Source organism: Kitasatospora sp. NPDC127116 (assembly GCF_042677365.1).
Taxonomy (GTDB): domain Bacteria; phylum Actinomycetota; class Actinomycetes; order Streptomycetales; family Streptomycetaceae; genus Kitasatospora; species Kitasatospora lactacystinica.
In genome coordinates this window covers 171181-197625 of sequence record NZ_JBHXTL010000001.1, presented here as the reverse complement: position 1 = coordinate 197625, position 26445 = coordinate 171181, and the positions used below count along the sequence as shown (strand labels likewise).

Annotated in this window: 26 protein-coding genes and 3 pseudogenes; 16 read left to right on the top strand and 13 right to left on the bottom strand. The window is 70.9% G+C overall.

Annotated features, from left to right (window positions below; all coding sequences use genetic code 11):
- Positions 1-600 precede the first annotated feature (600 nt).
- Positions 601-756 carry a hypothetical protein gene (locus ACFVHV_RS00945; protein WP_380347915.1) on the bottom strand — a complete coding sequence of 52 codons (156 nt, stop codon included), beginning with the start codon at positions 754-756 and terminating at the stop codon, positions 601-603.
- Between ACFVHV_RS00945 and ACFVHV_RS00940 the strand changes: the two genes are divergently transcribed.
- The gene (locus ACFVHV_RS00940; RefSeq protein ID WP_380347913.1) at positions 740-1201 is read left to right on the top strand and encodes a hypothetical protein; all 462 of its coding nucleotides are present in this window, start codon (positions 740-742) and stop codon (positions 1199-1201) included. The two genes, ACFVHV_RS00945 and ACFVHV_RS00940, sit on opposite strands and share 17 nt — an antisense overlap.
- Here ACFVHV_RS00940 and ACFVHV_RS00935 read toward each other — a convergent pair.
- Positions 1140-2018, bottom strand: a complete 879-nt coding sequence (locus ACFVHV_RS00935) for an alpha/beta fold hydrolase (protein WP_380347911.1) — start codon at positions 2016-2018, stop codon at positions 1140-1142. The two genes, ACFVHV_RS00940 and ACFVHV_RS00935, sit on opposite strands and share 62 nt — an antisense overlap.
- 115 nt (positions 2019-2133) lie before the next feature.
- Here ACFVHV_RS00935 and ACFVHV_RS00930 point away from each other — a divergent pair, with 115 nt between their 5' ends.
- Complete coding sequence (locus ACFVHV_RS00930) at positions 2134-4071, top strand: BTAD domain-containing putative transcriptional regulator (protein WP_380347909.1); 1938 nt, start codon at positions 2134-2136, stop codon at positions 4069-4071.
- A gap of 162 nt (positions 4072-4233) precedes the next feature.
- Here ACFVHV_RS00930 and uppS read toward each other — a convergent pair whose 3' ends face one another.
- The 3 genes from uppS to ACFVHV_RS00915 all read right to left on the bottom strand — a co-directional run bounded on the left by uppS (position 4234) and on the right by ACFVHV_RS00915 (position 6160).
- Positions 4234-5010, bottom strand: coding sequence for a polyprenyl diphosphate synthase (gene uppS / locus ACFVHV_RS00925; protein ID WP_380347908.1), 777 nt, complete (start codon positions 5008-5010; stop codon positions 4234-4236).
- Between the two features lie 65 nt (positions 5011-5075).
- Positions 5076-5864 (bottom strand): hypothetical protein, encoded by a 789-nt coding sequence (locus tag ACFVHV_RS00920; RefSeq protein ID WP_359902432.1) that lies wholly within the window; start codon positions 5862-5864, stop codon positions 5076-5078.
- Positions 5861-6160, bottom strand: a complete 300-nt coding sequence (locus ACFVHV_RS00915) for a PadR family transcriptional regulator (RefSeq protein WP_380347906.1) — start codon at positions 6158-6160, stop codon at positions 5861-5863. The genes ACFVHV_RS00920 and ACFVHV_RS00915 overlap by 4 nt, the downstream gene beginning before the upstream one ends.
- A gap of 86 nt (positions 6161-6246) precedes the next feature.
- Here ACFVHV_RS00915 and ACFVHV_RS00910 point away from each other — a divergent pair, with 86 nt between their 5' ends.
- Positions 6247-7290 carry a hypothetical protein gene (locus tag ACFVHV_RS00910; RefSeq protein ID WP_380347904.1) on the top strand — a complete coding sequence of 348 codons (1044 nt, stop codon included), beginning with the start codon at positions 6247-6249 and terminating at the stop codon, positions 7288-7290.
- Between the two features lie 95 nt (positions 7291-7385).
- Positions 7386-8015: a DinB family protein gene (locus tag ACFVHV_RS00905; RefSeq protein WP_380347903.1), complete on the top strand. Its 630-nt coding sequence runs from the start codon at positions 7386-7388 to the stop codon at positions 8013-8015.
- Positions 8016-8319: 304 nt separating this feature from the next.
- Here ACFVHV_RS00905 and ACFVHV_RS00900 read toward each other — a convergent pair whose 3' ends face one another.
- Together ACFVHV_RS00900 and ACFVHV_RS00895 are read right to left on the bottom strand one after the other, a co-directional pair.
- On the bottom strand, positions 8320-8802 hold the full coding sequence (locus tag ACFVHV_RS00900) for an NUDIX domain-containing protein (RefSeq protein WP_380347901.1): 483 nt from the start codon (positions 8800-8802) through the stop codon (positions 8320-8322).
- 138 nt (positions 8803-8940) lie between these two features.
- On the bottom strand, positions 8941-9753 hold the full coding sequence (locus tag ACFVHV_RS00895) for a hypothetical protein (RefSeq protein WP_380347899.1): 813 nt from the start codon (positions 9751-9753) through the stop codon (positions 8941-8943).
- A 716-nt stretch (positions 9754-10469) separates the two neighbouring features.
- Here ACFVHV_RS00895 and ACFVHV_RS00890 point away from each other — a divergent pair.
- Together ACFVHV_RS00890 and ACFVHV_RS00885 are read left to right on the top strand one after the other, a co-directional pair.
- Positions 10470-10769 carry a DUF4158 domain-containing protein gene (locus ACFVHV_RS00890; RefSeq protein ID WP_380347897.1) on the top strand — a complete coding sequence of 100 codons (300 nt, stop codon included), beginning with the start codon at positions 10470-10472 and terminating at the stop codon, positions 10767-10769.
- 94 nt (positions 10770-10863) lie between these two features.
- Positions 10864-11874, top strand: a complete 1011-nt coding sequence (locus tag ACFVHV_RS00885) for a quinone oxidoreductase (protein WP_359902415.1) — start codon at positions 10864-10866, stop codon at positions 11872-11874.
- 432 nt (positions 11875-12306) lie between these two features.
- Here ACFVHV_RS00885 and ACFVHV_RS00880 read toward each other — a convergent pair.
- A pseudogene (locus tag ACFVHV_RS00880) lies at positions 12307-12526 on the bottom strand (transposase); the annotation flags it as partial.
- Positions 12527-12692: 166 nt separating this feature from the next.
- On the opposite strand from ACFVHV_RS00880, the gene ACFVHV_RS00875 reads away from it, so the two are divergent.
- Entirely contained in the window at positions 12693-13193 is a 501-nt protein-coding gene (locus ACFVHV_RS00875) for an aromatase/cyclase (protein ID WP_359902412.1), read from the top strand.
- Positions 13194-14400: 1207 nt separating this feature from the next.
- On the opposite strand, the gene ACFVHV_RS00870 is transcribed toward ACFVHV_RS00875, so the two are convergent.
- Complete coding sequence (locus tag ACFVHV_RS00870; protein ID WP_380347895.1) at positions 14401-14565, bottom strand: hypothetical protein; 165 nt, start codon at positions 14563-14565, stop codon at positions 14401-14403.
- Positions 14566-14614: 49 nt separating this feature from the next.
- Between ACFVHV_RS00870 and ACFVHV_RS00865 the strand changes: the two genes are divergently transcribed.
- On the top strand, positions 14615-15601 hold the full coding sequence (locus ACFVHV_RS00865) for an SMI1/KNR4 family protein (protein WP_380347893.1): 987 nt from the start codon (positions 14615-14617) through the stop codon (positions 15599-15601).
- A gap of 162 nt (positions 15602-15763) precedes the next feature.
- On the opposite strand, the gene ACFVHV_RS00860 is transcribed toward ACFVHV_RS00865, so the two are convergent.
- The 3 genes from ACFVHV_RS00860 to ACFVHV_RS00850 form a co-directional block, all read right to left on the bottom strand.
- Complete coding sequence (locus tag ACFVHV_RS00860) at positions 15764-16918, bottom strand: protein-L-isoaspartate(D-aspartate) O-methyltransferase (RefSeq protein WP_380347891.1); 1155 nt, start codon at positions 16916-16918, stop codon at positions 15764-15766.
- Positions 16915-17046, bottom strand: coding sequence for a hypothetical protein (locus tag ACFVHV_RS00855; protein WP_331768627.1), 132 nt, complete (start codon positions 17044-17046; stop codon positions 16915-16917). Before ACFVHV_RS00855 ends, ACFVHV_RS00860 begins: the two co-directional genes overlap by 4 nt.
- A gap of 161 nt (positions 17047-17207) precedes the next feature.
- Positions 17208-17669, bottom strand: coding sequence for a hypothetical protein (locus tag ACFVHV_RS00850; RefSeq protein ID WP_380347889.1), 462 nt, complete (start codon positions 17667-17669; stop codon positions 17208-17210).
- 351 nt (positions 17670-18020) lie between these two features.
- Here ACFVHV_RS00850 and ACFVHV_RS00845 point away from each other — a divergent pair, with 351 nt between their 5' ends.
- The 3 genes from ACFVHV_RS00845 (at position 18021) to ACFVHV_RS00835 (ending at position 19736) form a co-directional block, all read left to right on the top strand.
- Positions 18021-18362 (top strand): hypothetical protein, encoded by a 342-nt coding sequence (locus ACFVHV_RS00845; RefSeq protein ID WP_380347887.1) that lies wholly within the window; start codon positions 18021-18023, stop codon positions 18360-18362.
- Positions 18363-18431: 69 nt separating this feature from the next.
- A complete protein-coding gene (locus ACFVHV_RS00840; RefSeq protein ID WP_380347885.1) occupies positions 18432-18728 on the top strand; it encodes a hypothetical protein in 297 nt (98 codons plus the stop codon).
- 234 nt (positions 18729-18962) lie between these two features.
- Positions 18963-19736, top strand: a complete 774-nt coding sequence (locus ACFVHV_RS00835; RefSeq protein WP_380347883.1) for an aminoglycoside adenylyltransferase domain-containing protein — start codon at positions 18963-18965, stop codon at positions 19734-19736.
- A gap of 280 nt (positions 19737-20016) precedes the next feature.
- Here ACFVHV_RS00835 and ACFVHV_RS00830 read toward each other — a convergent pair.
- Positions 20017-20208: pseudogene (locus ACFVHV_RS00830) on the bottom strand (IS630 family transposase); the annotation flags it as partial.
- A gap of 385 nt (positions 20209-20593) precedes the next feature.
- On the opposite strand from ACFVHV_RS00830, the gene istA reads away from it, so the two are divergent.
- The 5 genes and pseudogenes from istA (at position 20594) to ACFVHV_RS00805 (ending at position 26440) form a co-directional block, all read left to right on the top strand.
- On the top strand, positions 20594-22213 hold the full coding sequence (gene istA / locus ACFVHV_RS00825; protein ID WP_380347881.1) for an IS21 family transposase: 1620 nt from the start codon (positions 20594-20596) through the stop codon (positions 22211-22213).
- Between the two features lie 11 nt (positions 22214-22224).
- Positions 22225-22476 (top strand): annotated as a pseudogene (locus ACFVHV_RS00820) (ATP-binding protein); the annotation flags it as partial.
- 217 nt (positions 22477-22693) lie between these two features.
- On the top strand, positions 22694-23806 hold the full coding sequence (locus tag ACFVHV_RS00815; RefSeq protein WP_380347879.1) for a tyrosine-type recombinase/integrase: 1113 nt from the start codon (positions 22694-22696) through the stop codon (positions 23804-23806).
- Positions 23803-26004: a tyrosine-type recombinase/integrase gene (locus ACFVHV_RS00810; RefSeq protein WP_380347877.1), complete on the top strand. Its 2202-nt coding sequence runs from the start codon at positions 23803-23805 to the stop codon at positions 26002-26004. Before ACFVHV_RS00815 ends, ACFVHV_RS00810 begins: the two co-directional genes overlap by 4 nt.
- A complete protein-coding gene (locus ACFVHV_RS00805) occupies positions 25997-26440 on the top strand; it encodes a DUF6262 family protein (protein WP_380347875.1) in 444 nt (147 codons plus the stop codon). The genes ACFVHV_RS00810 and ACFVHV_RS00805 overlap by 8 nt, the downstream gene beginning before the upstream one ends.
- The last annotated feature ends 5 nt before the right edge of the window (positions 26441-26445 follow it).

The following is a 26445-nucleotide window of genomic DNA, read 5'->3' as shown; positions in this document are numbered from 1 at the left end:
TCTTGCAGCTTGTCCCGGGCCCAACCCTCGCCGCAGCAGGGACAGGTGAACTCCGCTTCCCACTGCCTCCACCGGCGCCTCGTGCCGTGAACGCGCACGGACCACACGCTCAGCGCCACCGCCACGATGCCCGGAGACAATCGCTCCCGTTCAAGCACACGGACAGCGGCATTCGCCGCTCCCGACAGACCTGGGACATCGCGATACCGCACCCAGGGCATACCCCAGCCGCATTCCCGCGGCCGAAGCGAAGCTGGTGTTCTACGAGGCACGGCCCCTTCGGATGCAAGTCATGGACGGCATCCTCCCACAGCCCAAGATCGGCCGGACAGAACCTAGTGCCGTACCGGGTGATGCCCTTCCGGGGGCTTCCCGGCGTTCGTCAGCGCGAGTGCGATCGTCACCTTCAGCGGCCGGCGGCTGCCGAGCGCCACGCCCACCGGCCTGTCCGCGGCGATGGCCGGCTCGGCCTGCACCGCGTGGCGCCGGTTCCTGGGCCGCCACCAGCGGTCCCGGTCCGCCGCCCTCGGCACATGCCCGGGCGAACCGGAGGATGACGGGCGTCGCCGCTGCGGCCTCCCTGCCCGGATGACCAGGCGGCTATGCGGACAGTCGCCGGAGCCATTCCCTCAGGAGTTGCTGTTCGGCGGGGCTGAGGGCGTTCTGGCCGGGCAGTGCCGCGCGCAGGGCGCGGGCGGCGCCGGCCGGTCCCGGTTCCTGGACGGCGGGTTCCCGGGTGGTGACGGTGGTGATCATCGATACGGACCTGGACGTCGGCGCGTTGTGGGCGGCGGTCGAGGAGGCCGTGCCGCGTACGGCGGTCGCGGGGGCGGTGGCGACCCTGGAGGCCCAGGTGCCGGAGGACGACGGGTCGGCCGAGGCGGACGTGCTGGCGGGCCTGTCCCTGTCCGAAGCTGCCACCGAGCACCTGGACCAGCTGGTCCGGGGTCTGGATGCCGCGTGGCGGCAGATGGCCGACCGGCTTCAAGAGGCCGGTGACGACGCGAAGGTGGAGGTCGTCGTCCCCGAGGCCGGGCGGCACCGGCTGGGTACCCAGTGCAAGAAAAGAAGGCTGATCGCCGAAAACCTGGCGTTCGCCGACCGACCGTGGCCCAGCCGACGAGTCGAGAGCAGGGGGCTCAGCGGGCCAGCAGGCCCCGGATCGCGGCCGCGATCTCGTCGGGTGCCTCTTCGGCCATGAAGTGCCCGGAGTGGGTCAGCCGGTGGTCCAGGTCCGGCGCCCACGCCTTCCACACCCCGGCAGCGTCGTAGCCGAGCCGCGCGCCCCAGTCCTGCTGGACGACTGTCACGGGCATGGCCAGCTGCGACCCGGCGTCCAGGTCCGCTTGGTCGTGCGTGACGTCGATGTCCGCCGAGGCCCGGTAGTCCGCGACGATCGACGTCACTGCCGCGGCGCTCGCGCGCAGGTATTCGGCACGTACGTCCTCGGGCATGGTGGTCGGGTCGTTGGCCCAGGCGTCGAGGAACGAGCCGAAGAACACGTCCGCGCTGCCTGCGATCATCGTCTCCGGCAGGCCCGGCGGCTGCGCCATCAGGAAGAGGTGGTAGCCGACCGCCGCCGAGACGCCATGCAGGACGTTCCACATGTCGAGCGTCGGCACGACGTCGAGGATGCCCAGGTGCGTGATGGTCTCAGGGTGGTCCAACCCCGCCCGGAAGGCGACCAGGGCGCCTCGGTCGTGGCCGACGAGGGCAAAGCGCTCGTGGCCGAGCGCCTCCGCCAGGGACACGACGTCGGCGGCCATGGTGCGCTTGGCGTACACATCGGGGTCGGTGGCCGCCGGCTTGTCGCTGGCGCCGTAGCCCCGCAGGTCAGGACAGATCACCGTGTGCTCGTCGGCGAGCCGCGCGGCGACGTGTCGCCACATCAGGTGGGTCTGGGGAAAACCGTGCAACAGCACGACCGGGCTTCCGCTGCCGCCGACAGCTGCAGCCAGCTCCACACCGTCCGCACCGGGCAGGCGGACGTGATCGAAGCCGGGAATGGTGAGCGTCATGAAGGACCACCCTTTCGGGTCGGGGACTTGACCGGATCATCAGCTTGGGCGACGGCGATCAGCAACCGATCAGTGCGGTTGGGCGCAGCCGACCCCCGGCACGGAGGATGAGGGCATGCGAATCGACGTGCTCGGTGTGGTGCGGGCCCTCCACGACGACGGCCGCCCGGTCGACCTGGGCGGACCCCGCCATCGTGAGGTACTCGCCCGGCTCGTCGCCGCCGAGGGACGGATGGTCACCACCGACACCCTCGTCAATGACCTGTGGACCGATCCGCCTGCCCGCGCCGTCGGCGCTTTGCGTACCTTCGTCGCCGCGCTGCGCCGCGCCCTCGAACCCGACCGACCGCCCCGCAATCCGCCGCGCGTCATCGTCACCGAAGGTCCCGGCTACGCGCTGCGCCTGCCGCGCGAGGACGTGGACGTCCATCGCTTCCAGGACACCCTGGCCCGAGCCCGCCGCAACCCCGCCGCGGTGATCGGCCTCGGCGCGGCACTCGCGGCCTGGCGAGGACCCGCCTACGCCGATGTGACCGGCTCCGCATGGGCGCAGCGCGAGCGGACCCGGCTGGAGGAATTGAGGTTGGAGGGGGTGGAACTGCGCGCCCGGATCCTCCTCGACTCCGGGGAAGGGGCCGATCTCGTCGCCGAACTGGGTGCCCATGTCGCCGAACACCCGTGGCGCGAGCCGGCCTGGGAGCTGCTGGCCCGCGCGCTGTACCGCGCGGGCCGCCGGGCCGACGCGCTGGCCACCCTCCGCCGTGCCCGCGCGATGCTCGTTGACCAACTCGGACTCGACCCCGGTGGCGACCTTCAGCGCCTGGAGACGGACATCCTCAACGGGTCCGCGCCCCCCGAAGGAGCACGTACGGCGTGGACCGGCCCTGGTGTCCGGCTCGGCCCGCGCACCACCGTGGATCTGGCCCGCACCCTCGCACTGGCGGGTGGCGACGCCCTCGTGCGCTCGCGGCGCGACCGCCTCGCCGCCATCCAGGCGGCGGAACGCACGGGAGACCTCTCCCTGACCGCCCGGATCATCGGCGCCTACGACGTGCCCGCCATCTGGAGCCGGGCCGACGACCCCGAGCAGTCCCGCGCCGTCGTCGCGGCTGCCGAGCGCACGCTCACAGGGCTGGGCCCAGACGGCCCCGCCGACCTGCGCGCCCGCCTCCTGGCCACGGTCGCCGTCGAGAGCCGCAGCGCCGATCTGTCCGGGACCGAGCTGAAGCACGCGCAGCAGGCGGCGCGTCAGGCCGAGGAGCTGGCACGGGACCTGGCCGATCCCGCCCTGCTGGCCTTCGCCCTCAACGGGGTGTTCCTGCAGTCCTTCAGCAGCCCCGGGCTCGCGGCCGCACGGGACAGGACCGGCGCCGAGATCCTCGACTTGTCCACCCGGCACGAGCTGCCGAACTTCGCCGTGCTCGGCCGACTCGTCCGCCTGCAATCCGCCTCGGCCCTCGGCGACCTCGACGCCGCGACCGCGCACGCCAACGCGGCCGACCAGCTCGCCGCCACCACCGAGGCGCCCCTCGTCCCCGTCCTCACCGGGTGGTTCAGGGCCCGGGCCACGGCCGCCCGCAGCGCCGAACCCGGCGGACCGACCGCCGCCACGGCAGCAGCGCACTACCGCGCTGCCGAGGACGCCCTCCGGACGGCCGGAATGCCGGGGCTGCACCGCGGCCTGTTCCCGCTCGCCCTACTGGGACTGCGCCTGCTGCACAACCGGCCCGCGCCCACCGACCCGCACCTCGACTGGGGCCCGTACAGGCCCTGGACGCGTCCCCTCGTGCTGCTCGCCCAGGACCGGGGCGAGCAGGCTCGTACCGCCCTCGCTGCGGTGCCCGAGCCACCGCGTGACCACATGCAGGAAGCGCTGTGGTGCCTGACCGCCCGCGCCGCCGTGGGCCTCGGCGAGCGCGGAATCGCCGCGCGCGCTGCGGCTGCCCTGCGTGATGCCTGTGCAGAACACGCCGGCGCCGCCAGCGGAATGCTGACCCTGGGCCCGGTGGCGCGGTACCTGGCAGAGGCGGAGGCATGCGCCGGAGCGGGGTGAGCGACCGCAATCCGCGAACGCCGGGCCCGTCCGCGCTCACCCCACGGCCCCGGCGGAATCAGGTCGCATGACGTCGTTGACCTGCGTCGGTATTGCCGGAGAGGTCGGCCATCGCCCCTCCGGGGTGGATGCGACGAGTTGTCGGAGGGTCTCCGGTTCGGTTCAGCTGCCGTAGCGCCGCTGCCTTGCGGCGAAGCTGCGGACGGCGCGCAGGAAGTCGACCTCGCGGAACGCGGGCCAGTAGGCCTCGCAGAAGTACAGCTCCGAGTAGGCGCTCTGCCAGAGCAGGAAGTTGGAGAGCCGTTGCTCTCCGCTGGTGCGGATGACCAGGTCGGGATCGGGCTGGCCGGCGGTGTACAGGTGCGGGGCGATGTCGTCGACGGTCAGGGCGTCAGCAACCTCGGTCAGTGACGCGCCGGCTTCGGCCCGCGCGTACATCAGGTCGCGCATGGCGTCGACGACCTCCTGGCGGCCGCCGTAGCCGACGGCCAGGGCGACGTGGGCGCCGGTGGTGCAGGTTCGGGTGGCCTCGACCGCCTCCTTGAGGGCGCGGGCGGTGCTGTCGGGCAGGGCGTCGGTCATTCCGGCGAGGTGGACCTGCCAGCGGGCGTCCGGGCGGGTGAGGCGGTCGGTGACCACCTGCTCGATCAGCCGCATCAGGTAGGTGACTTCGGCGTCGCCGCGGCGCTGGAGGTTCTCGGTCGAGCAGACGAAGACGGTGATGTGCTTGATCCCCAGGGCCTCGCACCAGGAGAGCACCTCCTCGACGTGTTCGGCGCCCGCCTTGTGGCCGAGGCTCGGGTTGGCCATGCCCATCTGTCGGGCCCAGCGGCGGTTGCCGTCCATGATCAGCCCGACGTGCCGGGGCAGTGGGCCCGCCATGACCTCGCGGCGCAGGCGGCGGGTGTAGAGGGAGCGGAGCAGGTCGGGCATGATCACCGTCCAAGTGGGATGGGAGCGGCCCGCCGGTTCAGGCGGACCCAAATCAGGGGGCGTCGTGCGGCCTACGGCCCCGATGGCAGGTCGCGCAGGTCGCTCAGGGTGCCCGCGCACACCGCCGTCAGCAGGAGCAGGCCCACGCCGATGCCGGCGCCGAGCGGGTGGAATCCGTCAGCGGCGATGGAGAGCCCGAGGATGGTCGCGCCGCCGGTGGCGCTGGCACCGGCGAGGGTCCGTACGCCGGCCCGGAGGCGGCCGGTGCCGGGTGGCACGACGGCGTCCGCGCCGACGCCGGTGAAGATGCGGGGGATCTGGATCGCGCCGAGGCCGAGGGAGATCCACCAGGCGGCGAGCACGGCGGTGCGCAGGGTGGGCGGCGAGGCGTCCGCGTCCACGCCGCCGTGCACCAGGACGACCACGGTGGTGCCGAGGAGCGTCGGTACGGCGAGACGGCGGAGCGCCCACCCCAGCAGTGTGATCGCGGCGCTCGGCGTGGGCCGGGGCCGGGGTGCGACGAGGGCGATGCCGAGCAGCAGCAGGGTGGTGCAGCCGTGCATGACTCCGTTCCGCACGCCGTCGGCGGGCAGGGGGCCGGCTTGTTCGGCGGCCAAATGGCTCAGGAACCAGGCGGCGAGGGCGACCGTGATCCCCATGGTGGCCACCCGCCGCTGGCGCTGCGCCGGGGAGTCGGCGGGCCAGTGGGCGGGGTGCAGCCACATGTCCACGATGCCCGCGACCAGGTTGGGCCACGACTTCCAGCCCGCGCCGCGGGCCTCGTCCTCCACCATCGAGCCCCAGCGCTCGCGGAAGGCGTCCGGGTAGAGCCTGACCAGGCTCCGGGCGACGATGCTCACGCCGGGTTCACCCCCAGGCGCCGTAGTCCCGCGTTCGCAACGCGGGCCATGGCGCGCAGTTCTCGTTCCAGGACCTCGCGGCCGAGGGGCGTCAGCTGGACCGGGCGCTGGCGGCCCTGCCCGTCGAGCGGTTCGATCAGCCGCTTCGTCTCCAGCCTGGCCAGCGCCCCGTACAGGCTGCCGGGGCCCAGCCGCTCCCCGGTCAGCTCCTCGATCGCCGTGTTGATGGCGTATCCGTGCATCGGCCCGTCGGCCAGCGCGCAGAGCACCAGCGTCTGGGCGTCGTTGGCTTGCATGTGTCGTTCCTTCCGATCTGACGGAGCACCATACTACGTGCCGCGAACTACGTGCCACGTACTACGCGATGTGTACTATCGCCGTCATGCGCAACGACGTGACGATCGATCAGCTGGACGTCGGACACCCCGCTCGGCCCACCGCGGCCGCGGCGCTGTCGACGTCCGCCGCCGGCGCCGCCGCCTTCACCCTGTTCGCCTACCTGACGACGCAGGTCCGCTCGGTGCGGGCGGGCAGCCCCTGGCAGGGCGATCCGTACGACGCGGTGGTGACCTTCACCATGTTCTTCGTCCCCCTGCTCAGCGCGCTCGGTGCGGTCCGGGTGCTGCTGTGCCGGCGCGACCGGCCGCTTCCGCGCTACCGGGTCGAGCAGGTACTTCGGGCCGCGCTGGTCTGCACGCTGCTCGTCGCCGCCACGCTCGCCACCGACTGGGCGGCGGTGGCCGCGCGGGCGGACCGCGCTTCCTGGGACGGTGGCACCCCCTGGCTGATCGCGTCCCTGCTGCCGCTCACCGGGGTGACGGCCGGGAGCCTGCTGCTGCACCGCCGGGCGATCCGACGGCTGCCGAAACCGGTACGCGGGGCCGACGACGCGGCCGACGGTGCGGGCGGGGACTGGCTGGACGACCTCGCGCCCCTCGCGAACCTGCTCGCCGGCCCCCGCTCCCGCGCGGGGCGCGCACTCGCCGCGCTGATCGGCCGCGGCACGGTGCTCGGCTTCGTGCGTCGGCGCTTCGCCCCGCTCGCCGCCGCGGCCGCCCTCACCGCCGGCCTGCTGGTCGCCACGGGACTGGCCTCCGGCGAGGGCTGGCCCGGGGTGCTGCTCTTCACCGTGGAGGCCGCGGTCTTCGCGGGCGGAACCTTCGCCTTCGTGATGATCTGCAACAGCGTCCTGCGGTTCGCCGCCTCCCCTCCCGCATCGGGGACGCGACGGGCCGCCCGGATCGCGACCACCGCAGGCGCGTTGACACTGCCGGTCTCGTTGGCGCTGCGGGACACCGCCTGGCAGCTGCTCGGGCTCGGCGACCACGTCGAATCCATCGGACAGTGGGCGGCCTTCGCACTCGCCTGTGCGCTACTGACGGGCGCGCTCACCTTCGGTGCGGCCGCAACCGGAAGCCGGGAGTGACAGCGGGACGCGCCCACTACGGGGACGCACTTGCCACTCCGGGAGTGCCGGTCGCACGTTGAGCCCACCAGCGGCGCGTGACAGGCTCGTGCACCATGATCGATGATTTCGCGAAAGAGTACCTGCACGGCGATCTGCGAGAATTACGCGAGACAATGCTCTGGAAGCTCGACGGGCTCGGCGAGTACGACATCCGCCGGCCCCTGACCTCGACGGGCACCAATCTTCTCGGCCTGGTCAAGCACCTGGCGATGCTGGAGGCCAGGTACTTCGGCGAAGTCTTCGACCGACCGTTCCCCGAGCCCCTGCCCCGCTGGGACGATGATGGGGAGCGCGACGCCGACATGTGGGCGACCGAGCACGAGACGCGCGAGGAGATCACCGACCGCTACCGTCGTGTCTGGGAGCACGCAGACGCGACGATCACCGCCCTCGCCATCGACGCCGCCGGCTACGTGCCCTGGTGGCCCCGCCCCGATGTGAAGCTTTTCAACGTTCTGGTTCACATGCTCACCGAGACCAGCCGGCACGCAGGACACGCCGACATCCTGCGCGAACAGGTCGACGGCTCGACGGGGACAACAGCCCACGACGCGACTGGGCGGCACGACGCGGCTTTCCGGGAAGCCCAGCGCGCGAAGATCGAGCGAGCCGCCGCCGAAGCAGCCGTCACCGAACTCGGCCAGAAGCGTCAGCCCTTCACGACCGACATGGACTTGTTGTAGCGCGGCCCCTCGGCGACGGCGTGCAGATCGCTTCGGGAGGCCGAAGACTGGCGTCTTCGGCTTCCCGAGGTACCACGGGAACCGGCGCGGGTGCGAGCCGCGCGCGACCGGTTCCGCCTTGTCGAATGGTCGCGGCCTGCTGGCGAACCAGCCGGCTGCTCATCAGGACGTCCAGCAGGCCCGGGGTGCCCGTCGTTGTGGCGGCGGTGGTCCTCGGGCATGAGGTCCAGTGGCGCGCGCCGTGCCCTGGGCGCCCGGCTGGACGCCGCGTACGCCGGCCGGACACCGGTGCGTCGGTGCACCCTCACGGCGCCGGCGTGAACCACGCCTGCGGCTCGTCCCTCTCGACCAGCGCGATGATCTCCCGCATCCGCCCGCTCATCGGCGGCAGGGCGTCCAGCGCGAACCAGCCGACCTCCACCGACTCGTCGTCGCACACCCGGGCCGGCTGACCCGGGCCCGTCGGCCGGCACGCGAACACCAGCTCCAGGTACTGCGCCAGGTCGCCGTTGCCGTGCCGCACCTGCGGGGAGGTACCCACCTGGGCCAGGCGCTCCACCAGAACCTGCACGCCGGTCTCCTCCGCGACCTCGCGCACCACCGCGGCGGCCGGCTCCTCGCCCGGCTCCACGATTCCGCTCAGCGGTGTCCACGGTCCGCCGGCGGACCGGCGCTGCAGCAGCACCTGTCCGTTCCCGTCACGGACCACCGCGACCACCCCCGACAGCCACAGCAGGTGGTCGGGGCCGACGGCCCTGCGAAGAGCCGACACGTACTCAGGAATCACGGACCCCACCGTAGACGGGGAAAGGATGCTCCGGCGGAGATTCGGTCATTGCGGGCGCCCTCGGCCGCCGGACACCGACGTGCTCGACGCCGTCCGCACCGGGTCCCGCCCACCGCTCCCTGGTATGGGCGGCGGGACCTATCCGAGGAAGGGGTTGGGGCTGGCGGCGAGGCCGTCGGCGGTGAGGGTGTCGGCGAGGTGGGTGAGCTGGGGGTGGGTGGAGGCGACGGCGCGCAGGAGGTCGCGCACGCTGGGCGCGGGGTCGAGTCGGCGGCCGCGGCCGCTGGTGAGCAGCGGGCCGGCCTCGGGGCTGCTGTGGGGGGCGGCGGTGCGGCGGTGGGGGAGGTAGTCCTCGACGGCGAGGGCGACGGGTGGGGGGAGTTCCTGGAACTCGGTGCCGCCGCCCTTGAGGGTGACGAGGGCGGTGGTGCGGTGCTGCTCGCGCACGATGCCCTCGACGTCGAGGGCGACGGCCTGGTGGGCGCGCAGGCCGCGGCCGAGGACGAGGTAGCCGAGCGCGCGGGCGCGGTGGGGCATCAGGCCGTTGTAGCGGTCGAGGGCGGAGACGTAGAGGGTGGACTCGGCGCGGGTGAGGGCGGGGCGGCCGGGGAGGTCGGCGACGGAGGGGCGCAGGGTCTTGGGGGCGGGGTTGACGATGCCGGGGTCGAAGCGCTGGGCGTGCTGGTAGAAGCCGCGCACGGCGCTGACGAGGAAGGCGCGGGTGCGGGCGTTGTCCGCGCCCGCGCTCCAGTCCTTGACGTCGCGTCCGCCGGCGGTCCAGACCCGGTCCCCGATGTACGCGATCCAGCGCATGACCTCGCGCGGGTAGTTCAGCTGGGCGCTGTCGCCGAGCGGGGTGGTCGTCAGCCAGTCGGTGAGCACCTGCTCGGGATCGGGGTGGAGGACTGGGAGCTCTTCCTTGGGGGTGGGCCCGCCGGCTGGGGTGTGCATGGGACCCAGGGTGTCACAGGCCGGTCAGAGAGGTGTCGGAGGCGGGTTGTCGATCGCTGTCCAGCCAGGGGCGCCCACAAGCCGCCGCGAGATGATCTCGAAGTCTTGGGTGCCGGTCCTGGCGCCATCATCGGTACGACCACGTCCCCGACCGGCAACTCCGCGCCTGCGGCCGCGTTCCGAACCGGCTCGGCGCAGACCGACCGCTACCGCCGACACCCGGAGCGATCCTCCCCGAAGGCCGGGCTGTCGGCTCGGCGGCGGGCCCGTCGCTGTCAGAGGTCGTTCCTAGACTCAGGCCCATGGGAGGAAGGTTCGACCGTCACATGATCCCTCGGGCTCCTGGTCGCCAGGGATCTGCGGAGGTGCGTCTTTCCGGTCCTCTCAGAATGACTTTCTATAACAGCCTTACCGTCACCACTGCCATGGCCAGCCTTCCGAACCGCCGTTTTCACGCGTACGTGAGGGGCGCGCGCGGCGCCGGCTGAGTAGGTGGCTGAGGTCTAGGGCTGTTATAGAAAGTCATTCTGGGGTGGTACGGGCGGCCCTGCAACCGATCCTCACCGACACGGAGACGATGACCGTGCCCCTGGATGGCCAGCACATCTGGACCCGGTGGCACCTGCGCGAGCCGATGGCCGCCCGCGGCATGATCTCGGGCGGCACGATGCGGCGCGGGTGCCTGGAACGTCATTGGCTACCGGATCTTGCGGGGCGTGGGGACGACTTCGATCGAGCGGACTGCGTATCCGCGGTTCAAGCGGCTGGTCAGTGCGCATGAGCTGCATCTGTTCTTCGCGCCGACGCGGGAGGAGGCGGCGCGGGCGGCGGAGCGGATGGACGCGGATGGAGATCAGCCGGCCCTGCTGCTGGCGTTGAAGTCGTACCAGCGGATGGGCCGGTTCCCGAGACCGGAGGAGTATCCGGAGGCGAGGCTGCGGCCGAGCATCGTTCAGCGTGCCAGCTCAGGACGTTCGGTGGGCCTGTCCGCGGCACGGCCGGCTTCATGTCGCTGACCTGAACGTGACGGCTACGACACCTCACCGCGAGCGGAAATAGCATCGCCACGGGTGGAGTTGGTGAGGGAAGTTTGCCGTTTCAGGAGGGGTCATGCGAGCGATTCAGATGTCCGAAGTGGGCGGTCCCGAGGTGCTGCGACTGGTCGATATTGATCAACCGACGCCGGGCCCGGGCCAAGCGGTCGTGGAGGTCGCCGCATCCGGGGTCAACTTCCTCGACGTCTACCACCGCGAAGGCCGGTACAGCCTCCCGCTGCCCTTCACCCCGGGCGCTGAGGGCGCCGGCACGGTCGTCGAAGTTGGACCCGGCGTCGCCGACGTCGCAGTCGGGGACCGGGTCGGCTGGGTGGAGATTCCCGGCACGTATGCCGAGCGGGCCGTCGTGGACTCCTCCCGGCTGGTGCCGCTGCCCGACGACATCGGCTTCGAGACAGCCGCCGCCGTGCTCCTCCAAGGCATGACCGCGCACTATCTCGTCAAGGACGCCTACCCGGTTCAGGGAGGCGACACGGTGCTCGTGCATGCGGCTGCTGGTGGCATGGGGCTGCTTTTGACCCAGCTCATCACCCATCTCGGCGGCAGGGTGATCGGCACGACGTCGACCACGGCGAAGGCCGAGCTGGCGAAGCGTGCCGGGGCCGCTGAGGTGATCCTTTCCTCCGCAGTCGACGATCTCGCAGCCGAGGTGAGGCGACTCAACGGCGGTCAGGGACTGCCGGTCGTCTTCGACGGCGTCGGCGCGCACACCTTCGATGCGAGCCTCGCCAGCCTGCGAACCCGCGGCCATCTCGTGCTCTTCGGCGCGGCAAGTGGTGCCGTGCCGCCGTTTGATCCGATTCGGCTCGCCCACGGCGGTTCGCTGACCCTGATCCGGCCCAGCCTCGGGCACTTCATCGCCGATCGGTCCGAACTGCTCCGACGGGCCGCCGATGTGTTCGAGTGGGTGCGCTCCAAGGCGCTTGAGGTCACCGTAACGGGCCGCTACGCATTGTCCGAGGCCGCCCAGGCCCACAGCGATCTGGAGGCTCGGCGTACCACCGGCAAGCTGCTCGTCGTACCCGATGCGGCCGCTATTGGACGCCGCGAGGAGACGCAGAGCTGATCGCGGGTGACGAGGTCGGGGATCTTGGAGACTGAGATGTCGAGGGCATGGCCGACCGTCATCGCCGAGGTCCCCGACAACGTCAGGCACTCAGCAGGCCAAGATCAAGTTCTGGCGGGTTTCTGGCGTACCGGGGTCACACCCCTTCCAGGTCCGTGGCGAACAGCGGGCCGTAGCGGTCGGCGGACATCTCGTGGACGCACTTGACGAGGATCTCGGCATCCTGGTCGTCGAGGGCGAGGACGCCGAGCGGGGTGCCATCCGGGCGGGCGACGATGAGCTGGGCGACCGGCGGCGGTGGCGTGACGTTCTTGGAGACCTCATTCCGGCCGGTGCGGAGGGCTATCGGTCGGCCGACGTTGAGAACGATCAGTCCTGCTGGGCTTGGGCGGGAGGGCGGCTGTCCCGGGCGTCTGGACTGCTGCTTGGTGATGCACCTGGTCATGAGGGTGATCGCGGCCCAGGTGATCAGCGATTCGGAGTGCCGGACGAGGCGTTCGTAGTCGCGGGCGTGTCGGCGGGCGTGCATGACCCAGGCGTGCGAGCGTTCGACCACCCAGCGGCGGGGCAGGACGACGAACCCCTTCGCGTCCTCGGGCCGGTTGACGGTCCTGACCGTGAGGTTCAGGTATTTCTTCGCCCAGCCGACCAGCCAGCTGCCCGGCGTAGGCGGGGATGTCCTGGGGAGGGCAGCGGATGGTCCGGGTGGCCGGGTCGGGGAGGTCCGCCCGTCGTGCACGGCCGCGCGCATCCCCTACACCGGGGGACACGAACTCCACCTCCGGCCGTATGCCAGATCGAACACCGGAAGGACCCTCATGCAGCACAAGGAACACGCCATCACGATCAACGCCCCCGTCGAGAAGGTATGGGATGTCCTGGTCGACGTGGAGGGATACGCCCGCATCTTCCCGCAGACCCACGAGGTCCAGATCACGGAGAGCTCCCCGACCCACCAGATCGTCAGGATCGTGGCCGAGGTCGCCGGCCAGAAGCAGTCCTGGGTGTCGCGGCGCGACATCGACCAGGATCGCCGGGTCATCGCCTATGAGCAGCTGGAGAAAGCTCAGTTGATGAGCCACATGGGTGGGGAATGGCGCGTGAGGGAACTTGCCGACGGTTCGACGGAGCTGGTCATCACCCATGACTTCGCCCCGCAGGAGGGCCTGGTCGGCGGGCTCATCGGCGCGAAACCCGGAGACGAGGACCTGGGAGAAGTCCTGAGCCGGGCAGTGGATCAGATCAGCCACAAGGACCTCGCGGCGGTCAAGGCCGAGGCCGAACGACTCTTCGCCGCGGCCGGCTCGTCCAAGTCTTGAGCGGCCTTCACACGCCGGCCTTGAACGCGCCCAACGAGCACGGGCTCCCGGCCGGGGCGAAGGCGGCCGGGAGCCGGAGGGGGACCGCCGCACCGCCGACCTTGGCGAGCGGGGGGTGCCAGTCCTGGTCGCCGGCCGACGGCGACGCCGAGGTAGGGGGTGTTCCACCACGCCGTCCCGTAGCCGCCCCGCAGCCAGAGAGTGCGCCCCGGCTCGGCGGCAGATCTCGCTCAGCCATCACCCAGAGTGACTGAACCATGGTGCTCGCAAACTTCGATGTCCATTCGCAAGGCGTGCTGTCCGGTCACAGCACGATGGAGACAGGCACGGACGAGGAGTCAGCGATGCGTACCGGGGACGTCGTGGTCGGCGAGACCTACATCAAGAGCATCCCCCAGCGTCTCCCGGAGCAGCTGCGCCGTCCGGGAGACACCCGGCACGCTGGCTGCACCCGGCCGACGAGCAGCTGGAGCTCCGCCCGGACACGGACCACTTCCACCGCGCTGGTGTGCCGGGACGCGGACGGGATGACGCCGGCCGAGATCGACCGGGCGGCGGAGAAGGCGCAGCTCCACCATGTCCAGGTGGGCGCTGGAGCGGCGGCGCTTGACGATTCCGGGGAGCGGGTGCGGGCTCGACTCCGGATGAAGATTCGAGCAGGTCGCGGCGTTATCGGAGTTGGCGGGGAGAGTGGCGGCCCCCGGGGGCATATGTCGGCATGCGAGTCGACCGAGAACACCCGCTACGTGCAGTCCCCAGCCTGGAACTCTGTGTCATGTTGGTGGTGATCATCGTCGTGCTCGGCCACGGAGCCTGCTTCCGCCGGCTGCCGTAGGGCTGGGCACGGGTGCGGCGACTTGGGTGAGGAGTGGGCGTGGCGAACGTGAACGGGCAGAGTGCGGGGTCTTCTCCCTCCAGCCACCAGCCGTTGGGACCGCACCGGACCGCCTCCAGCTCGGTGGCGACTCGGGCGATGTAGTCGCGGTGCGGCAGGTGGCCGCCGCGCTCCTCCAGGATCCTCGGCACAATGATCTTCCCCTCCGTCGGTGGTGCGGGCCGGGCACGGGCCCGTTGGTGAAGCGTCGGGCGCTGCGCCCGTGGACAGGGCACCGGCGGCACTCACGACCGGCCCGTGCCGGTCACCTCCAACCGCGGGCTTGTTGCTCCTCGAACCGGGTGGTCGACGGCCACGACCGGCGCTCGACTCTTACGCCGAGGTGTGCGGCATCAGCCGGATCCGGCCGTCCTCGCGCTTCAGCCGATCGACGGTGGCCGCACCGTCGATCAACGCGGCCACGACGGCGCAGCTGTCCGCGGCCGGCGCCGGATCCCCGAGGAGTCCGGCGCGCTGGTGGCCGGCTGTGATCGCCACGGCGAGGACTGCCGGGAGCCCTGTCGGCGGCCCGCGGTTGACTGACGTCATGGACCACACCACCGACCACCTGCACCGCATCGACGCCCTGCTGGCCCGCCCTGCCCCGGCCGTCGCCCGCCTGCCCGCCGACGGCGACCTCACCACCGCCCACCGCCGCCTCGTCGAGGCGTTGCGCCCGCGCTGGGGGTCGTCGCGCGTCCTGGCGACCGGTGGTTTCGTCGACCCCACCCTCGACGACGGCAGCGGGCTGCCGTTGGCCGCGCCGTTCGCCGGGCGGCTCGTCGAATTGTGCGGGTGGGTGGCGGGCGGGCGGTGGATCGGCTGCGGGATCGTCCGGGACAACGGCGGCGGCGGGTCGCACCTGGTCGCGGTGACGGCCCGCCGGGTCGACCCGGCGACGGCCTTCCTGCCCGCCGGGGACGCGGAGGAAGGGGCCGAGGTGCCGGGTGGGCGCTGGGTGCGGCGGCTCGCCGTCGTGACGGGCCGGCCGCGGTCGCGGCAGTGGCCCGTCGACTGGTCGTCGGCCGAAGCCCGGCTCGGTACCGCCCTGCCCGCCGACTACCGGCGCCTGGCGGAGCACTTCGGCCCCGGCACGTTCGCCGGCTTCCTCGACCTCTCCCTGCCCGGCCCCCCGCCCGGCCGCGACAACCCGTTCCCGCAGTTCCTGTGCCTCGTCGAGCAGGCCCTGCGCCTTGCCGAACTCGCCGCCGACCCCGGTATCGCCGACCTCTACCGCCCCCACCGGCTCCACCCCGCCCCGGGCGGGCTCCTGCGGTGGGCCGACTCCGTCCGGGCCGACCAGTTCTACTGGCTGACGGAGGGCGCGGACCCGAACCGGTGGCCGGTCGTCGCCCGCGACGAGGACGGCGACAGCTGTGCGCGGTTCGACGGTTCCACCGCCGAGTTCGTCCACCGGCTCCTCACCGACCACCGGCACCCCTTCTCGGTCGCCGAGCTCATCGACCGCCCCGACTTCGAGCCGTACGAGCCCCACGACTGCGACGACCCCTTCGAGGACCGCCGGCTGCCGTAGCAGGTCGGTTGACAGGTTCGCCGAGCGGACAAGGGACAGCCTCGTGGAGCGACACGAGCACCGTGGTCACGGCATCGCCGTGCCCGACTCCGACGCGTTCTCAAGGCACCTCCGCGGGCCACCGCAACCGGTTCCGCCGATGCCGCACGCGGCCTGCACGGTTCAGCCCCGCCCCCGTGGGGACGGCAGCGGGTTGGCCGGCTCGTGCAGCCACGCCCGGTGCTCGCCCCCGTCCACGGTCAGCCCGAAGCTCTCGAACCCCGGACGGCCTTCCCCCACCCACCACTGGAAGGACTCCTCGACCTCCGACCACATCCGGCGGGGGCCCGACTGGCGGACCTCGAACCGGCGCGCGCCGTCCACGAAGTCCACCGTCGCCCAGGAGGTGACGCCCGTGTCGAACAGCCACAGGGTCGTCATACCGCCGCCGTCGCCGCGCCGGTAGTACACGTCGGGTACGGCCAGGCCCACGACGAAGGACGCCAGCCAGTCGTCGACGACTTCGAGCGGATTCAGGGTCGTGTACTCCTGCACGGCGTCCCCGGGCCAGTCGCCGGGCAGGTAGTCGTCGACGGGCGGGGCCTGGTAGCGCTGCTGGCGCATGCGCATGAACGCCGAGGAGCCGGTGAACGGGCCCCTGGCCGTGCCGTCGGCGACGGTCAGCCGGGCGACGGCTCCGCCCCCGAAGAGCGGCGCGAAGGGCAGCACCAGCACGCCCTGCCGGCGGATCTGCCCGATCACGGCCGGGGGGACCTCCCGTACCGAGCAGGTGAGGATTCCCCGGTCGTACGGGGCCCCGGGCAGGTATCCGTGGGCCGCGTCGCCCACCACCGCGGTCGGAGCGGCGTCGAGGGAGCGGAAGTTGGCGGCGGCCCGGGCGGCGACCTCCGCGTCCAGTTCCACGGTCACCACGTTGTGCGCGCCCTGGCGCCGGGCCAGCAGTCCGGCGTTCCAGCCGGGGCCGGTTCCGCCCTCCCAGACCCTGTGGCCTTCGTGGACGTCCAGGTCGCGCAGCATGGAGGCGACCATCGTCGGCATGGAGACCGACGAGGTCGGCTCCCGCTGCTGTCCGCTGTCCGCTCCGTCGTCCCACTGCGTCACGATCGCCACGTCGGAGTACGCGAGCTCCAACCAGCGCTCGGGGCTCTGCGCGCGGTCGCAGCGTTCGTAGCCGTCGCCGGTGCTCGCCCAGAAGACGTCCGGGAGGAACCCATGGCGGCCGACGTCGAGGAACGTCTGCCGCCAACCGGGGGTGAGTGCACCCGAGGCCTCCAGCCGGTCGACCAGCCGGACGTGGACGTCGGTGGCCGCCGTCACTTGTGCTTCGGATCGGGAGTCGGGCCCTGTCCGTCCGGGTTCGGCTTCGGGCCGATCTGCGGACCGCCGGGCTTGGCGTGGGCCCCGCCCTTGCCGTCGTTCGGGCCGCCCTTGTTCTCGTCACCCACGGTGCTTCCTCTCTGCTGCAACACTCCGAAGATTCGCAGAGCAGAGGGTAGTCGACCGGACACCTGGCGTGAAGCGGCTCATGTTCCTCTCGGCCACGGGCCGGCCCGGTCGACGATGTGCGCGGCGCCGCCGCGTTACCCGCCCGGCCCGGGCAATCCCCTCACATGGCCTCAAGCCGTTCATGGAGCTCCTCGGCGAATCGCGTCCGGTAGACGCCGTGGACGATGGCCCCGGGAGACTGGTAGCCCCTGTGCTCAGGGTTCGAGACTTCCCCGTCCCACAGCGCCACGCCTTCCGGAAGCAGCGGAGCACGGCCCAGGTACATCCGAGCGGCTTCCTCCAGCCGCAGCTCTCCCCCAACCACCGAGCTCCACAGCCCGTGGCCCTGCCCGACCACCCACATGCACAGATCCTCGGTGCTGTCCTCGGACCAGACGTCCCCGTCCACGCTCACACCTTCCGAGAAGTCGGCCAGCGATTCCGCCGCGGACTCGTATGCGAGCGCGAAGGCTTCGAGCACCTCCCGCGAGTGGGACTCCAACCACGACTCCAGGGCAGACAGACGCGGTCGTGTCGCCTCCAGGACCTCCCAGAACCAATCAGGCACATGATCCGGTTCCATCTCGGCTCCTGTGTCGACGGCTGCGGTACTCGCCCGACCGTACAGCGCGGTGGAGTTCCCTGGAGACTCCCGGGCCTCATCGTCGGCGAAGGGCGCTGACCGTCCGTACGGTCACCGGTTCACCGTCAGGCACCGAAAGTGGTGGGGTGCATCGGCCTTCGGCCGATCCGGCAGTGCCGCGCCCGCTTCGCTGCGTCCGGTCGGACGGCGGCGACAATGCCCTCCCGCTGAACGCGTCGGGCTTCCGGCCGCAAGGAAGCCCCGGCGGGGGCTTCTCCGGCGCCCACCCCCTCCGGATTCAGCAGCTACCGCTACGACTCGGTCGTTGTGCACAACGGCTCGGTTCAGCCGGTGTTCAACACCATGGTGGTCCTGCGGACCGCTACGCCCGGCGAGCTTCCGGGCGAGACCGACGTGGTGAACATCAACATCGGTTTGATTCCACCCAAGGAGACGGTGCAGCGCGACATCAGCGTTGCGGTACCGCCGGGGACCGTTCAGCGACCCGTCACCATTGAGTTCCAGGACGCTCAGGGGCGGACGTGGGAGCGGGACGAAGCCGGCCAGCTCCACCGCGGGGAGCGGGTGAAGGGCACCACCATCGGAGCCGCCATCCGGCGAAACGATGACGGTTCGATCGGGCCTGCCACGCCCAGGGCCGGATTCATGAGGCGCTTGCTGCGGCGGAGATAAGGGCCTCCACAGGCTGGCTCCCTCGCCTCAACCGGTCCCGTACCGGTCCCATTGCGAGCTTCGTCGGCCGTGGCCCGGTCGCCGTCCTGCGCCCACCTCGCGAGCTGCTCTGCGCGCATCCCGCTTCCGGAGCCGCTGCCGCCCGGATACCGCGACATCCTGGCCGCCATCGAGAAGGCCACGGACGGGCTCCGCGCCAAAGACGTCTGCCAGGCACTCGGCCTCGGCGCCGAACCGCGGCATACCGAAGGCACCCGCGCGAAGCTCAAACGCCCGGTGACCCGCGGCATCCTCACCGAACCCGAGCCCGGCCCGTTCGCCCTCACCAAGCCAACACCGGGCACACCGGAGGCCGACTCAAGCTGAAATCCGGCAAAGGCTGACCTCTGACACGAGATCTTTACCGCTTGCCGAGAAGAGACGCGATCCGCCCGCTGGAATCTCGATTGCCCGGCAAAGGGGGCGACGGCTACCGTCCATCCCATGACGTCGTACTGCTTCGCCGCAGGGCGGATCCGCCGCGCCTGAACGCGGCGGCATCCCGTTCATCTCCGCCGCGCCCGTGAGCCCCTTCCACTTCAACGGGTATGGAGATCCCCCATGTTCACCCCGTACCGGGAGCTGGACGCGCTCCTGGACGAGTTCGTCCACGCGGTCCGCGGAATCCTCGGCGACACGTTCGTCGGTGCTTACCTGCAGGGCTCCTTCGCGCTGGGCGCCGGAGACCTGCACAGCGACTGCGACTTCATCGTTGCCACTACCGTCCTGCCCGCCGGGGCCACAGAGGCAGAGCTCCGCCGGCTCCACGACGAGATTCCCACCCGTCCGGGCTTCTGGACCAAGCACCTGGAGGGCTCCTACGCGGACACCACGTCCCTGCGCGCCGTCGCCGGGCTCGGAACACCGTGGCTGTTCTGCGACCACGGCCACCGCGAGTTGATCTGGGACGCCCACTGCAACAGCCCGCACACCCGCTGGATCCTCAGGAACCACGGAATCACCCTCGCCGGCCCCCCGGTCACCGACCTCGTCGACGCAGTGCCACCCCAGGCCCTGCGCGAATCGATGCGCGAGATGCTGCCGGGCCTCATGGAAGACCTGCGGACCTGGGCCCGCTTCGACGTGGCCTGGAGCCAGCGCTATGCCGTGACCACCTACTGCCGGGCACTGTTCACCCTGCACACCGGCGAGGTGGCCTCCAAGCGCGATGCACTGGAATGGGCGCGCGAAACCCTTGACCCGCGCTGGCGCCCCCTGCTCACCCAGGTGATCCAGGACCGGGAGCTGGGCTGGGACCCGACCGACCCGCCACGACCGGGCAGCCTCGAAGCGATGTACGCCTTCGGTGCCTACGCGGAGTCTCTCGCCAGCTGAACGGAGCCGGGCCCGGCTGAACCCCTCCCGTCAAGGACGTGGACCGGCAGGGCCCGGATCATCACACCATTGCCCAAACTCATCCGACAAGCAGTCACGATTGCTTATTGGAGGTTAAAGGCTCACAGAACACCCTCTGAGAGGGCTCTCGCCGGGGCTGCTCGTGGAAGCGTCAGGGCCGTTGGCTGGAGATGAGGCAGTCAGCCGGCCATGCCGGGCGTCCGGACGGCACCGGGCATCCGCGGGTCGTTTCCCTCCCTAGTGCTCTGACCGCATAGGTTCACCGGTTCGCTCGGGCCGCAGTGGCGAGTGGGCGTCCGCCCCAGCGGATGCCTCTCTCGCTGCGGATGCGAGCGCGTTCCTTACGTTCGGCGGCCAGGACGTCGCGGTGGCGGGCGTTGGCGTTGCGCCAGCGGAGGTAGGCATGCAGGGCCCGGGTCTGGACCGTGTGGTTGGGGTGGTGGGAGTTGGCCCCCAAAGCCGCAGCAGCAGCCAGCCGGTGGCCTCCGCCGAGGCCGGCGCGAGGGAGACTGATCGTCCGATCGACGGCGAGCGTGGAGGGCTGACGCACCCGGTGAGAACGATCACCCTCACCCGGTGCGTCGTCCTTTGAGGAGCGTGAGGAGGAGGGGAGCATGAGGCCCGGATCAAGGCTTCGCGGCGAGTTCCCGCGTGGCTGGTAGAGCTCGGCGCGATGGTGGGTCACCGTGGCTTTATACGTGGTTCGTGAGAGCACCTGTCGCTGAGCGGCGAGAGCACCCCGTGCCACGGAAGAGTGATGTCGCCGGGTTTTGAGAACACCTGGATGCTTGCTTCGGGACCATGGTTGTGCTCTGCACGACGAGGGGGCCGGGGTGTTGCCGAAGTCCAAGGTCGATCTGTACGCGGCGATCCGCCGTGACTCGCGTGCCGGGCTGTCGAACCGCGCCCTCATGCGGAAGTACGGCGTCGGCTTCCTGACGGTGAAGAAGGCCCTGGAGTCGGCGTGGCCCGAGCCGCGCAAGAAGCCAGCGCCCAGGGCGACGCGGCTCGATCCGTTCAAGCCGCTGATCGACCAGATGCTGCGGGCGGATCTGGATGCGCCGCGCAAGCAGCGGCACACGGTGAAGCGGATCTATGACCGGCTGGTGGACGAGCATGGCGCCGACGAGGTCTCGTACCAGATGGTCCGTGGCTACGTGGCCGAGCGCCGCAAGGAGATCCGTCTGCAGGCGGGCCGCGGGGTGGTGGACGCGTTCGTCCCACAGACCCACAAGCCTGGTGCGGAGGCGGAGGTCGACTTCGGGGACGTGACGGTGCGTCTGGCCGGCGAGCTGGTGACCTGCTACCTGTTCGCGTTCCGGCTGTCCTACTCCGGCAAGGCGGTGCACCGGATCTTCGCCTCGTGCGGGCAGGAGGCGTTCTTTGAGGGCCACGTCCACGCTCTCAACACGCTGGGCGGGGTACCGACCGGGAGGGTCCGCTACGACAACCTTAGGGCCGCCGTCGCCCGGGTGCTGGGCTTCTCCCGCCAGCGTGTGGAGGCCGAGCGGTGGACCGCGTTCCGCTCGCACTACGGCCTGGATGTCCTCTACTGCCAGCCTGGCATCGGCGGCGCCCATGAGAAGGGCGGCGTCGAGGGCCAGATCGGCTGGTTCCGCCGCAACCACCTCGTCCCCGTCCCCGACGTCGCGACGCTGGCCGAGCTCAACGCGATGATCGACCGATGGGACGAGGAGGACGAGGCCCGCCGGATCCGGTCCCGGCCCCGCACCATCGGCGAGTGCTTCGCCGCCGAGCGGCCGCTCCTGGAGTCGCTGCCGGACGAGCCGTTCGAGACGGGCCGACTGTTCACCCCACGGGTCGACCGCTACAGCCAGATCGGGGTGCGCAACAACCGCTACTCGGTGCCGGTGCGGATGATCGGCCGGACCGTCCGGGTCATGCTGCACGCCTCCGAGCTGGTCGTCTACGACGGCCGGGAGGAGGTCGCCCGGCACGAGAGGCTGATCGCCAAGGGCGGCACCCGCCTCGATCTGGACCACTACCTGGAGGCCCTGGTCCGCAAGCCCGGTGCCCTGCCCGGGGCGACCGCACTCGACCAGGCCCGCTCAGCCGGCCGCTTCACCCCGGTCCACGACGCCTGGTGGGCGGCCGCCCGCAAAGCCCACGGCGAGCGCGAGGGCACCCGCGCGCTGATCGAAGTCCTGCTGCTGGGCCGGCATCTGCCCCACGAGCATCTCGTCGCCGGCCTCGCTGCCGCCCTCCGGTCAGGCGCGCTGACCGCCGACGCCGTCGCGCTGGAGGCACGCAAGGCCGCCGAGGCCGACATGAGGACGCCTGCAGAACCGGAGCCGCCCGCCGCAGACCGGGCAACGGTGACTTCGCTCACCGAGCGGCGCCTGGCCCAGCTCCCGCCCGACACGAGGCCGCTGCCCTCGGTGGCCCACTACGACCAACTGCTGCGACACCGTCGACCGAATCGCCCGACCCCGTGAAGGAGAACGCCGTGACCTTCCCCCGCCAGCGAGGAATCACCGAGCAGGCCGCCACCGCCGCCATCGACCAGGCATGCCGGATGCTGCGGCTGCCCACCATCCGCGCCCAGTTCCCCGAACTCGCCGAGAGTGCCGCCCGCGAGCAGATGTCCTACCTCGGCTTCCTCTCCGAGCTCCTGATGTCCGAGTGCGACGACCGGGCCCGGCGCCGCTCCGAGCGCCGGATCAAGGCCGCCGGCTTCCCCCGGGACAAGTCGCTGCGGTTATCAGGGGTTCTTTTGTGCCCGTCTGGAACGTCTGTCAGCGTGGGGTTCACTCGTCCTGATGGTCGTCGGCGTTTCGCTATCCGGGGTGTTCTGGCAGCGTCGGTGACGTCGGCAGCATGGCGTCGTGCCAGTGCAGAGAGTCGAGTTGTGTCCGGGCCGGACGTGGACGGTTGTCGGGTCGGATCACTTGCCAGTTGCGCCGATCGAGGAGTTCTTGGAGTTCCTCCGCGTCGGCCGGGATGCGTCACCGAACACCGTCAGGTCATATGCCGCGTCGCTGAGCGCGTGGTGGGACTACCTGGAGGCAGCCGGGCTGGCCTGGGATGGGGTGACGCTGCCGTCGTTCCTTCCGTTCTTGACGGTGCTGCGGACCGGTGATCCGGTCGGAGTGAACCGCCTGCCGACTGCGGGCGCGTCCGCAGAGGGGGCGGCGGAGTCGACGGTGGGGCTGCGGGTGGCGGCAGTGCTGTCGTTCTACCGGTATCACGCGGATGTCCACGGGGTGCCGGTTGCCGGGCGGCTCTACCGGATGGGTGGACGACGGGCCCGCAGCCGATACGTCCGGGGCCTGGCCCACCTGGACCGCGGCGCCGACCACGCGAGCCCGGCGGTGCGGATCCGAAGTTGCGAACGCGGACCAGCACCAGTACTCACACCCGCCCAGGCCGAGGCGATCCTCGACGGGTGCGCGCGCTTCGACGCGGCCTCGGGCCAGTGGTTGGGGTCGGTACGCGACCGGCTGCTGTTCGCGACGCTGAGCGAGACCGGGATGCGGCTGGGCGAGTGCCTCTCGCTCAAGCACTGCGACTGGCATGTCGGCCGGGGCGGCACCCCGTTCGTTGAGGTCGTGCCACGGCAGGATCATCCGGCCGGGGTCCGGGTGAAGAACAGCCGGTTCCGTCGCGTCTACATCAGCGACGACCTGGAGCGCCTGCACAGCGAGTACGTGTGGCAGCTCTGCGACACCGACGCCCACCGGGCCGTGGACCTGGAGAACTGGTGGGTGTTCGTCAACCTGCGTCGCGGCGAGTGGCTCGCGCCGCTGCGGCCGGAGACCGTCTACGACCTGGTCGGCACTCTGAAGCGCCGCCTGGGCAAGGCAGTTCCCGCCGCCTGGACGCCTCACTGGTGGCGCCATACCCACGCGACTGCCCTGCTGCTGGCCGGCGCCCACGAACACGTGGTGATGCGACGGCTTGGTCACGCCGACGTGCAGACCACGCTGAACCTCTACGGCTGGGTCACTGAGGACGCCGAGCTGAAGACGCTGGCGAACTGGAAATCGTTCACCGCCAACTGGCGTGGTCTAGAGGAGAGTTCAGCATGAGCGACCACGGTTGCCCGCCGACCGCAGTGAAGGGCGGGGCCGCCTCGGACCGGTGGGCCCAGAGCGCCGTGCTGGTCGATGGCTTGGACCCGGTCTTCACCGGCCCGCTGTTCGACCCGCGCGATGAGCGCCTGGCCGGGGTATTCATGCGCGGATCGCGGCAGGTCCGGCTCGACCTTACCTCCTTGCCCGAGGTCATGCGCCGCGAGGTCGGCTGGTGGCTGGCCACCTGCGCGCGCACGGGCGAACGGCAGATCCACGCCAGCGAGTGGAACCGCTGGGCGGCCACCGCGGCCGCCGTCATCGCCCGGCAGCGGCACGTCACGTCCTTCGCCGACCTGCCGCTGACCGAATGGATGGCTGCCTGGGCCCGGGCCTTCCACGCGGACAAGGGCCGGATGCCAGCCCCTGGGCACCGGCTGCGGGCCGAGCACGCTCTGCGCGGCATGCTGGAGCGGCTGCTGCGGCAGTACAGCAGCGAGATCGATTGGTGGCGACACGACATCTGGTCGCTGCGGCTTGATCCACGCATCCCGCGACGCGAGCACGAGCCGCGCGCGAACACCGCCGTCCGCTGGGCCGACATCAGCCCTGCCTGGCTGCGAGAAGGCACCAAGTTCTACCTCCGACTGCAGATGGAGTCCGGGCAGCTGACCTGGTCCACGGTGATGCAGCACCGCGTGAACACGGCACGCTTCGCGGCGTTCGTGACAGAGCGCGGCATCGACCACCCCGTGCTGGCGGTCGGCTCCGAGCGGAGCCTGCGCTCCCTCGCGCTGGAATTCGGCACTTTCCTGCACCACTGGCGGCGCGAGCATTCGGGCCGCCGCGAGGTCGGCGGCAGCCTCCAAGCGCGGACGATCAACAAGAATCTGCAGACGATCGACCTGTTCTACCGGGTGATGGCCGACTGCCGGGCTGAGGCGGCCGAGGCCCTCGACGACGCTCGTTGGCTGGAGCTCACCGACAGCCATGCCCGCATGTTCCGCCCCGCCGACCGGCCCCGGCAGCGTGAGCTCCGCGAGGCGGATGAACGCAACTACATCAACGACACCGACCTCAGCAGCATGCTCACCCACATCGAGATCCTCGGCCTGCCCGCCGAGCAGAGCCGAACCATCGTCCGCGACGCATGCCAGGTCGAACTGGCCGGGCTGGGCCAGCCCGCGGTCATGCGGGCCTGGCTGATCCAGGCTCTGACTGGGCGCCGGGCCAGCGAGGTGCTGCTGATGGACTTCGAGCCGCTGTCCGACATCCCCGGCCTGGACGCCGCCGCGGTCCCCGAGGGCGGGATGGTCGCCCGGCTCCGCTACCAGCAGACGAAGATCGACGGGGCGCCGAACACCATCCTCGTCGGCCGCGACGTGGTCGAGATCGTGCGGGAACAGCAGGCATGGGTGCGCGAGCACTGGAACCTCGGCCCCTCCGGCGCTGTCCGCTACCTGTTCCCGAAGACCACCGGCAACCGGCACGGCACCAAGTCCTGGGAAACCAGCAACTACAACCGCGTCCTGAAGCAGTTCAGCCACCACCTGGACCTGCGCGACTCCCGCGGCGAGCTCCTGCTCTACTCACGCAGCCACCGGCTCCGCCACACGAAGGCGACCACTCTGATCAACGCCGGCGCCCCCATCCACGTCGTCCAGCGCTACCTCGGCCACCTGTCTCCCGAAATGACGATGCGCTATGCCGCGACCCTGGCCAGCACCGCCGAGCGGGAATTCCTCACCCTGGCCAAGGTCGGCCGGGACGGCCGTGAACTCGGCATGGACCGTCGCGACATGCTCGACCTGGTCCAGCTCGACCGTCGCACTGACCGCATCCTGCCCAACGGTTACTGCCTCCTGCCGCCCACCCGCTCCTGCGACAAGGGCAACGCCTGCCACGGCTGCGACCACTTCGCCACCGACCGCACCTTCCTGCCCGACATCCAACGCCAGCTCACCGAGACTGAGTCCCTGGTCGCATCCCGGCAGGCCCGACACACCGATCGCTACGGGGAGCCGATGAGCTCGGCCAACGTCTGGCTCGAACAGCGCAACGCCGAGATCCGCAGCATGCGCCTGGAAATCGCCGCCCTGCAAGCCCAAGCCGACAACAGCACCACCGCCGTTCGCGGCGCCGGCGTCCTGGGCCGCGACGGCTACCAAGACCACTCCGCAGCGTCGGGCACGAAAGTCGGCCACTTCGATGACTGAACTCCCCGCCCCCGCCGACAAGGACATTGGCACTCGCCGCGTCACAGCCCTCAAGAAGGCAGCCCAGGACAAGAGCAAGGGCGCAACCAACCGCGCGGAGGCAGGGCTCCGGTCGCTCCTCAAGTCCGGATCAGAGATCAACTTCCGATCGGTCGCCCGAGCCGGAGGTGTCAGCCTCGACTTTCTCTACAGCCACCCCGACCTGCGACGCCGCATCGAGACCCTGCGCAGTCAGCAGAACCCCAAGACAAACACTCTTGCCGACGCCGCGACGAACAGCGACGGCACCGTGATCCAGACCCTGACACAGGCCCTCCGACACGAACGCACCACCCGCCGAGAGCAAGTCCGCGATCTGCAGCAGAGGCTCGCCGCCGCCCATGGAGAGATCCTCCGCTTGCAGCGCGAACTCCATGCCACGGACACTGGCACGTGACCAAT

Excerpts from the sequence above, each read along its gene's own strand:
- ACFVHV_RS00875 (WP_359902412.1), top strand. The coding sequence starts at position 12,693 with ATGCAGCACAAGGAACACGCCATCACGATCAACGCCCCCGTCGAGAAG.
- ACFVHV_RS00945 (WP_380347915.1), bottom strand. The coding sequence starts at position 756 with ATGATCACCACCGTCACCACCCGGGAACCCGCCGTCCAGGAACCGGGA.
- ACFVHV_RS00885 (WP_359902415.1), top strand. The coding sequence starts at position 10,864 with ATGCGAGCGATTCAGATGTCCGAAGTGGGCGGTCCCGAGGTGCTGCGA.
- ACFVHV_RS00865 (WP_380347893.1), top strand. The coding sequence starts at position 14,615 with ATGGACCACACCACCGACCACCTGCACCGCATCGACGCCCTGCTGGCC.
- ACFVHV_RS00905 (WP_380347903.1), top strand. The coding sequence starts at position 7,386 with ATGATCGATGATTTCGCGAAAGAGTACCTGCACGGCGATCTGCGAGAA.
- ACFVHV_RS00835 (WP_380347883.1), top strand. The coding sequence starts at position 18,963 with ATGTTCACCCCGTACCGGGAGCTGGACGCGCTCCTGGACGAGTTCGTC.
- ACFVHV_RS00910 (WP_380347904.1), top strand. The coding sequence starts at position 6,247 with ATGCGCAACGACGTGACGATCGATCAGCTGGACGTCGGACACCCCGCT.
- ACFVHV_RS00810 (WP_380347877.1), top strand. The coding sequence starts at position 23,803 with ATGAGCGACCACGGTTGCCCGCCGACCGCAGTGAAGGGCGGGGCCGCC.
- ACFVHV_RS00850 (WP_380347889.1), bottom strand. The coding sequence starts at position 17,669 with ATGGAACCGGATCATGTGCCTGATTGGTTCTGGGAGGTCCTGGAGGCG.
- ACFVHV_RS00895 (WP_380347899.1), bottom strand. The coding sequence starts at position 9,753 with ATGCACACCCCAGCCGGCGGGCCCACCCCCAAGGAAGAGCTCCCAGTC.
- ACFVHV_RS00915 (WP_380347906.1), bottom strand. The coding sequence starts at position 6,160 with ATGCAAGCCAACGACGCCCAGACGCTGGTGCTCTGCGCGCTGGCCGAC.
- ACFVHV_RS00935 (WP_380347911.1), bottom strand. The coding sequence starts at position 2,018 with ATGACGCTCACCATTCCCGGCTTCGATCACGTCCGCCTGCCCGGTGCG.
- ACFVHV_RS00805 (WP_380347875.1), top strand. The coding sequence starts at position 25,997 with ATGACTGAACTCCCCGCCCCCGCCGACAAGGACATTGGCACTCGCCGC.
- ACFVHV_RS00930 (WP_380347909.1), top strand. The coding sequence starts at position 2,134 with ATGCGAATCGACGTGCTCGGTGTGGTGCGGGCCCTCCACGACGACGGC.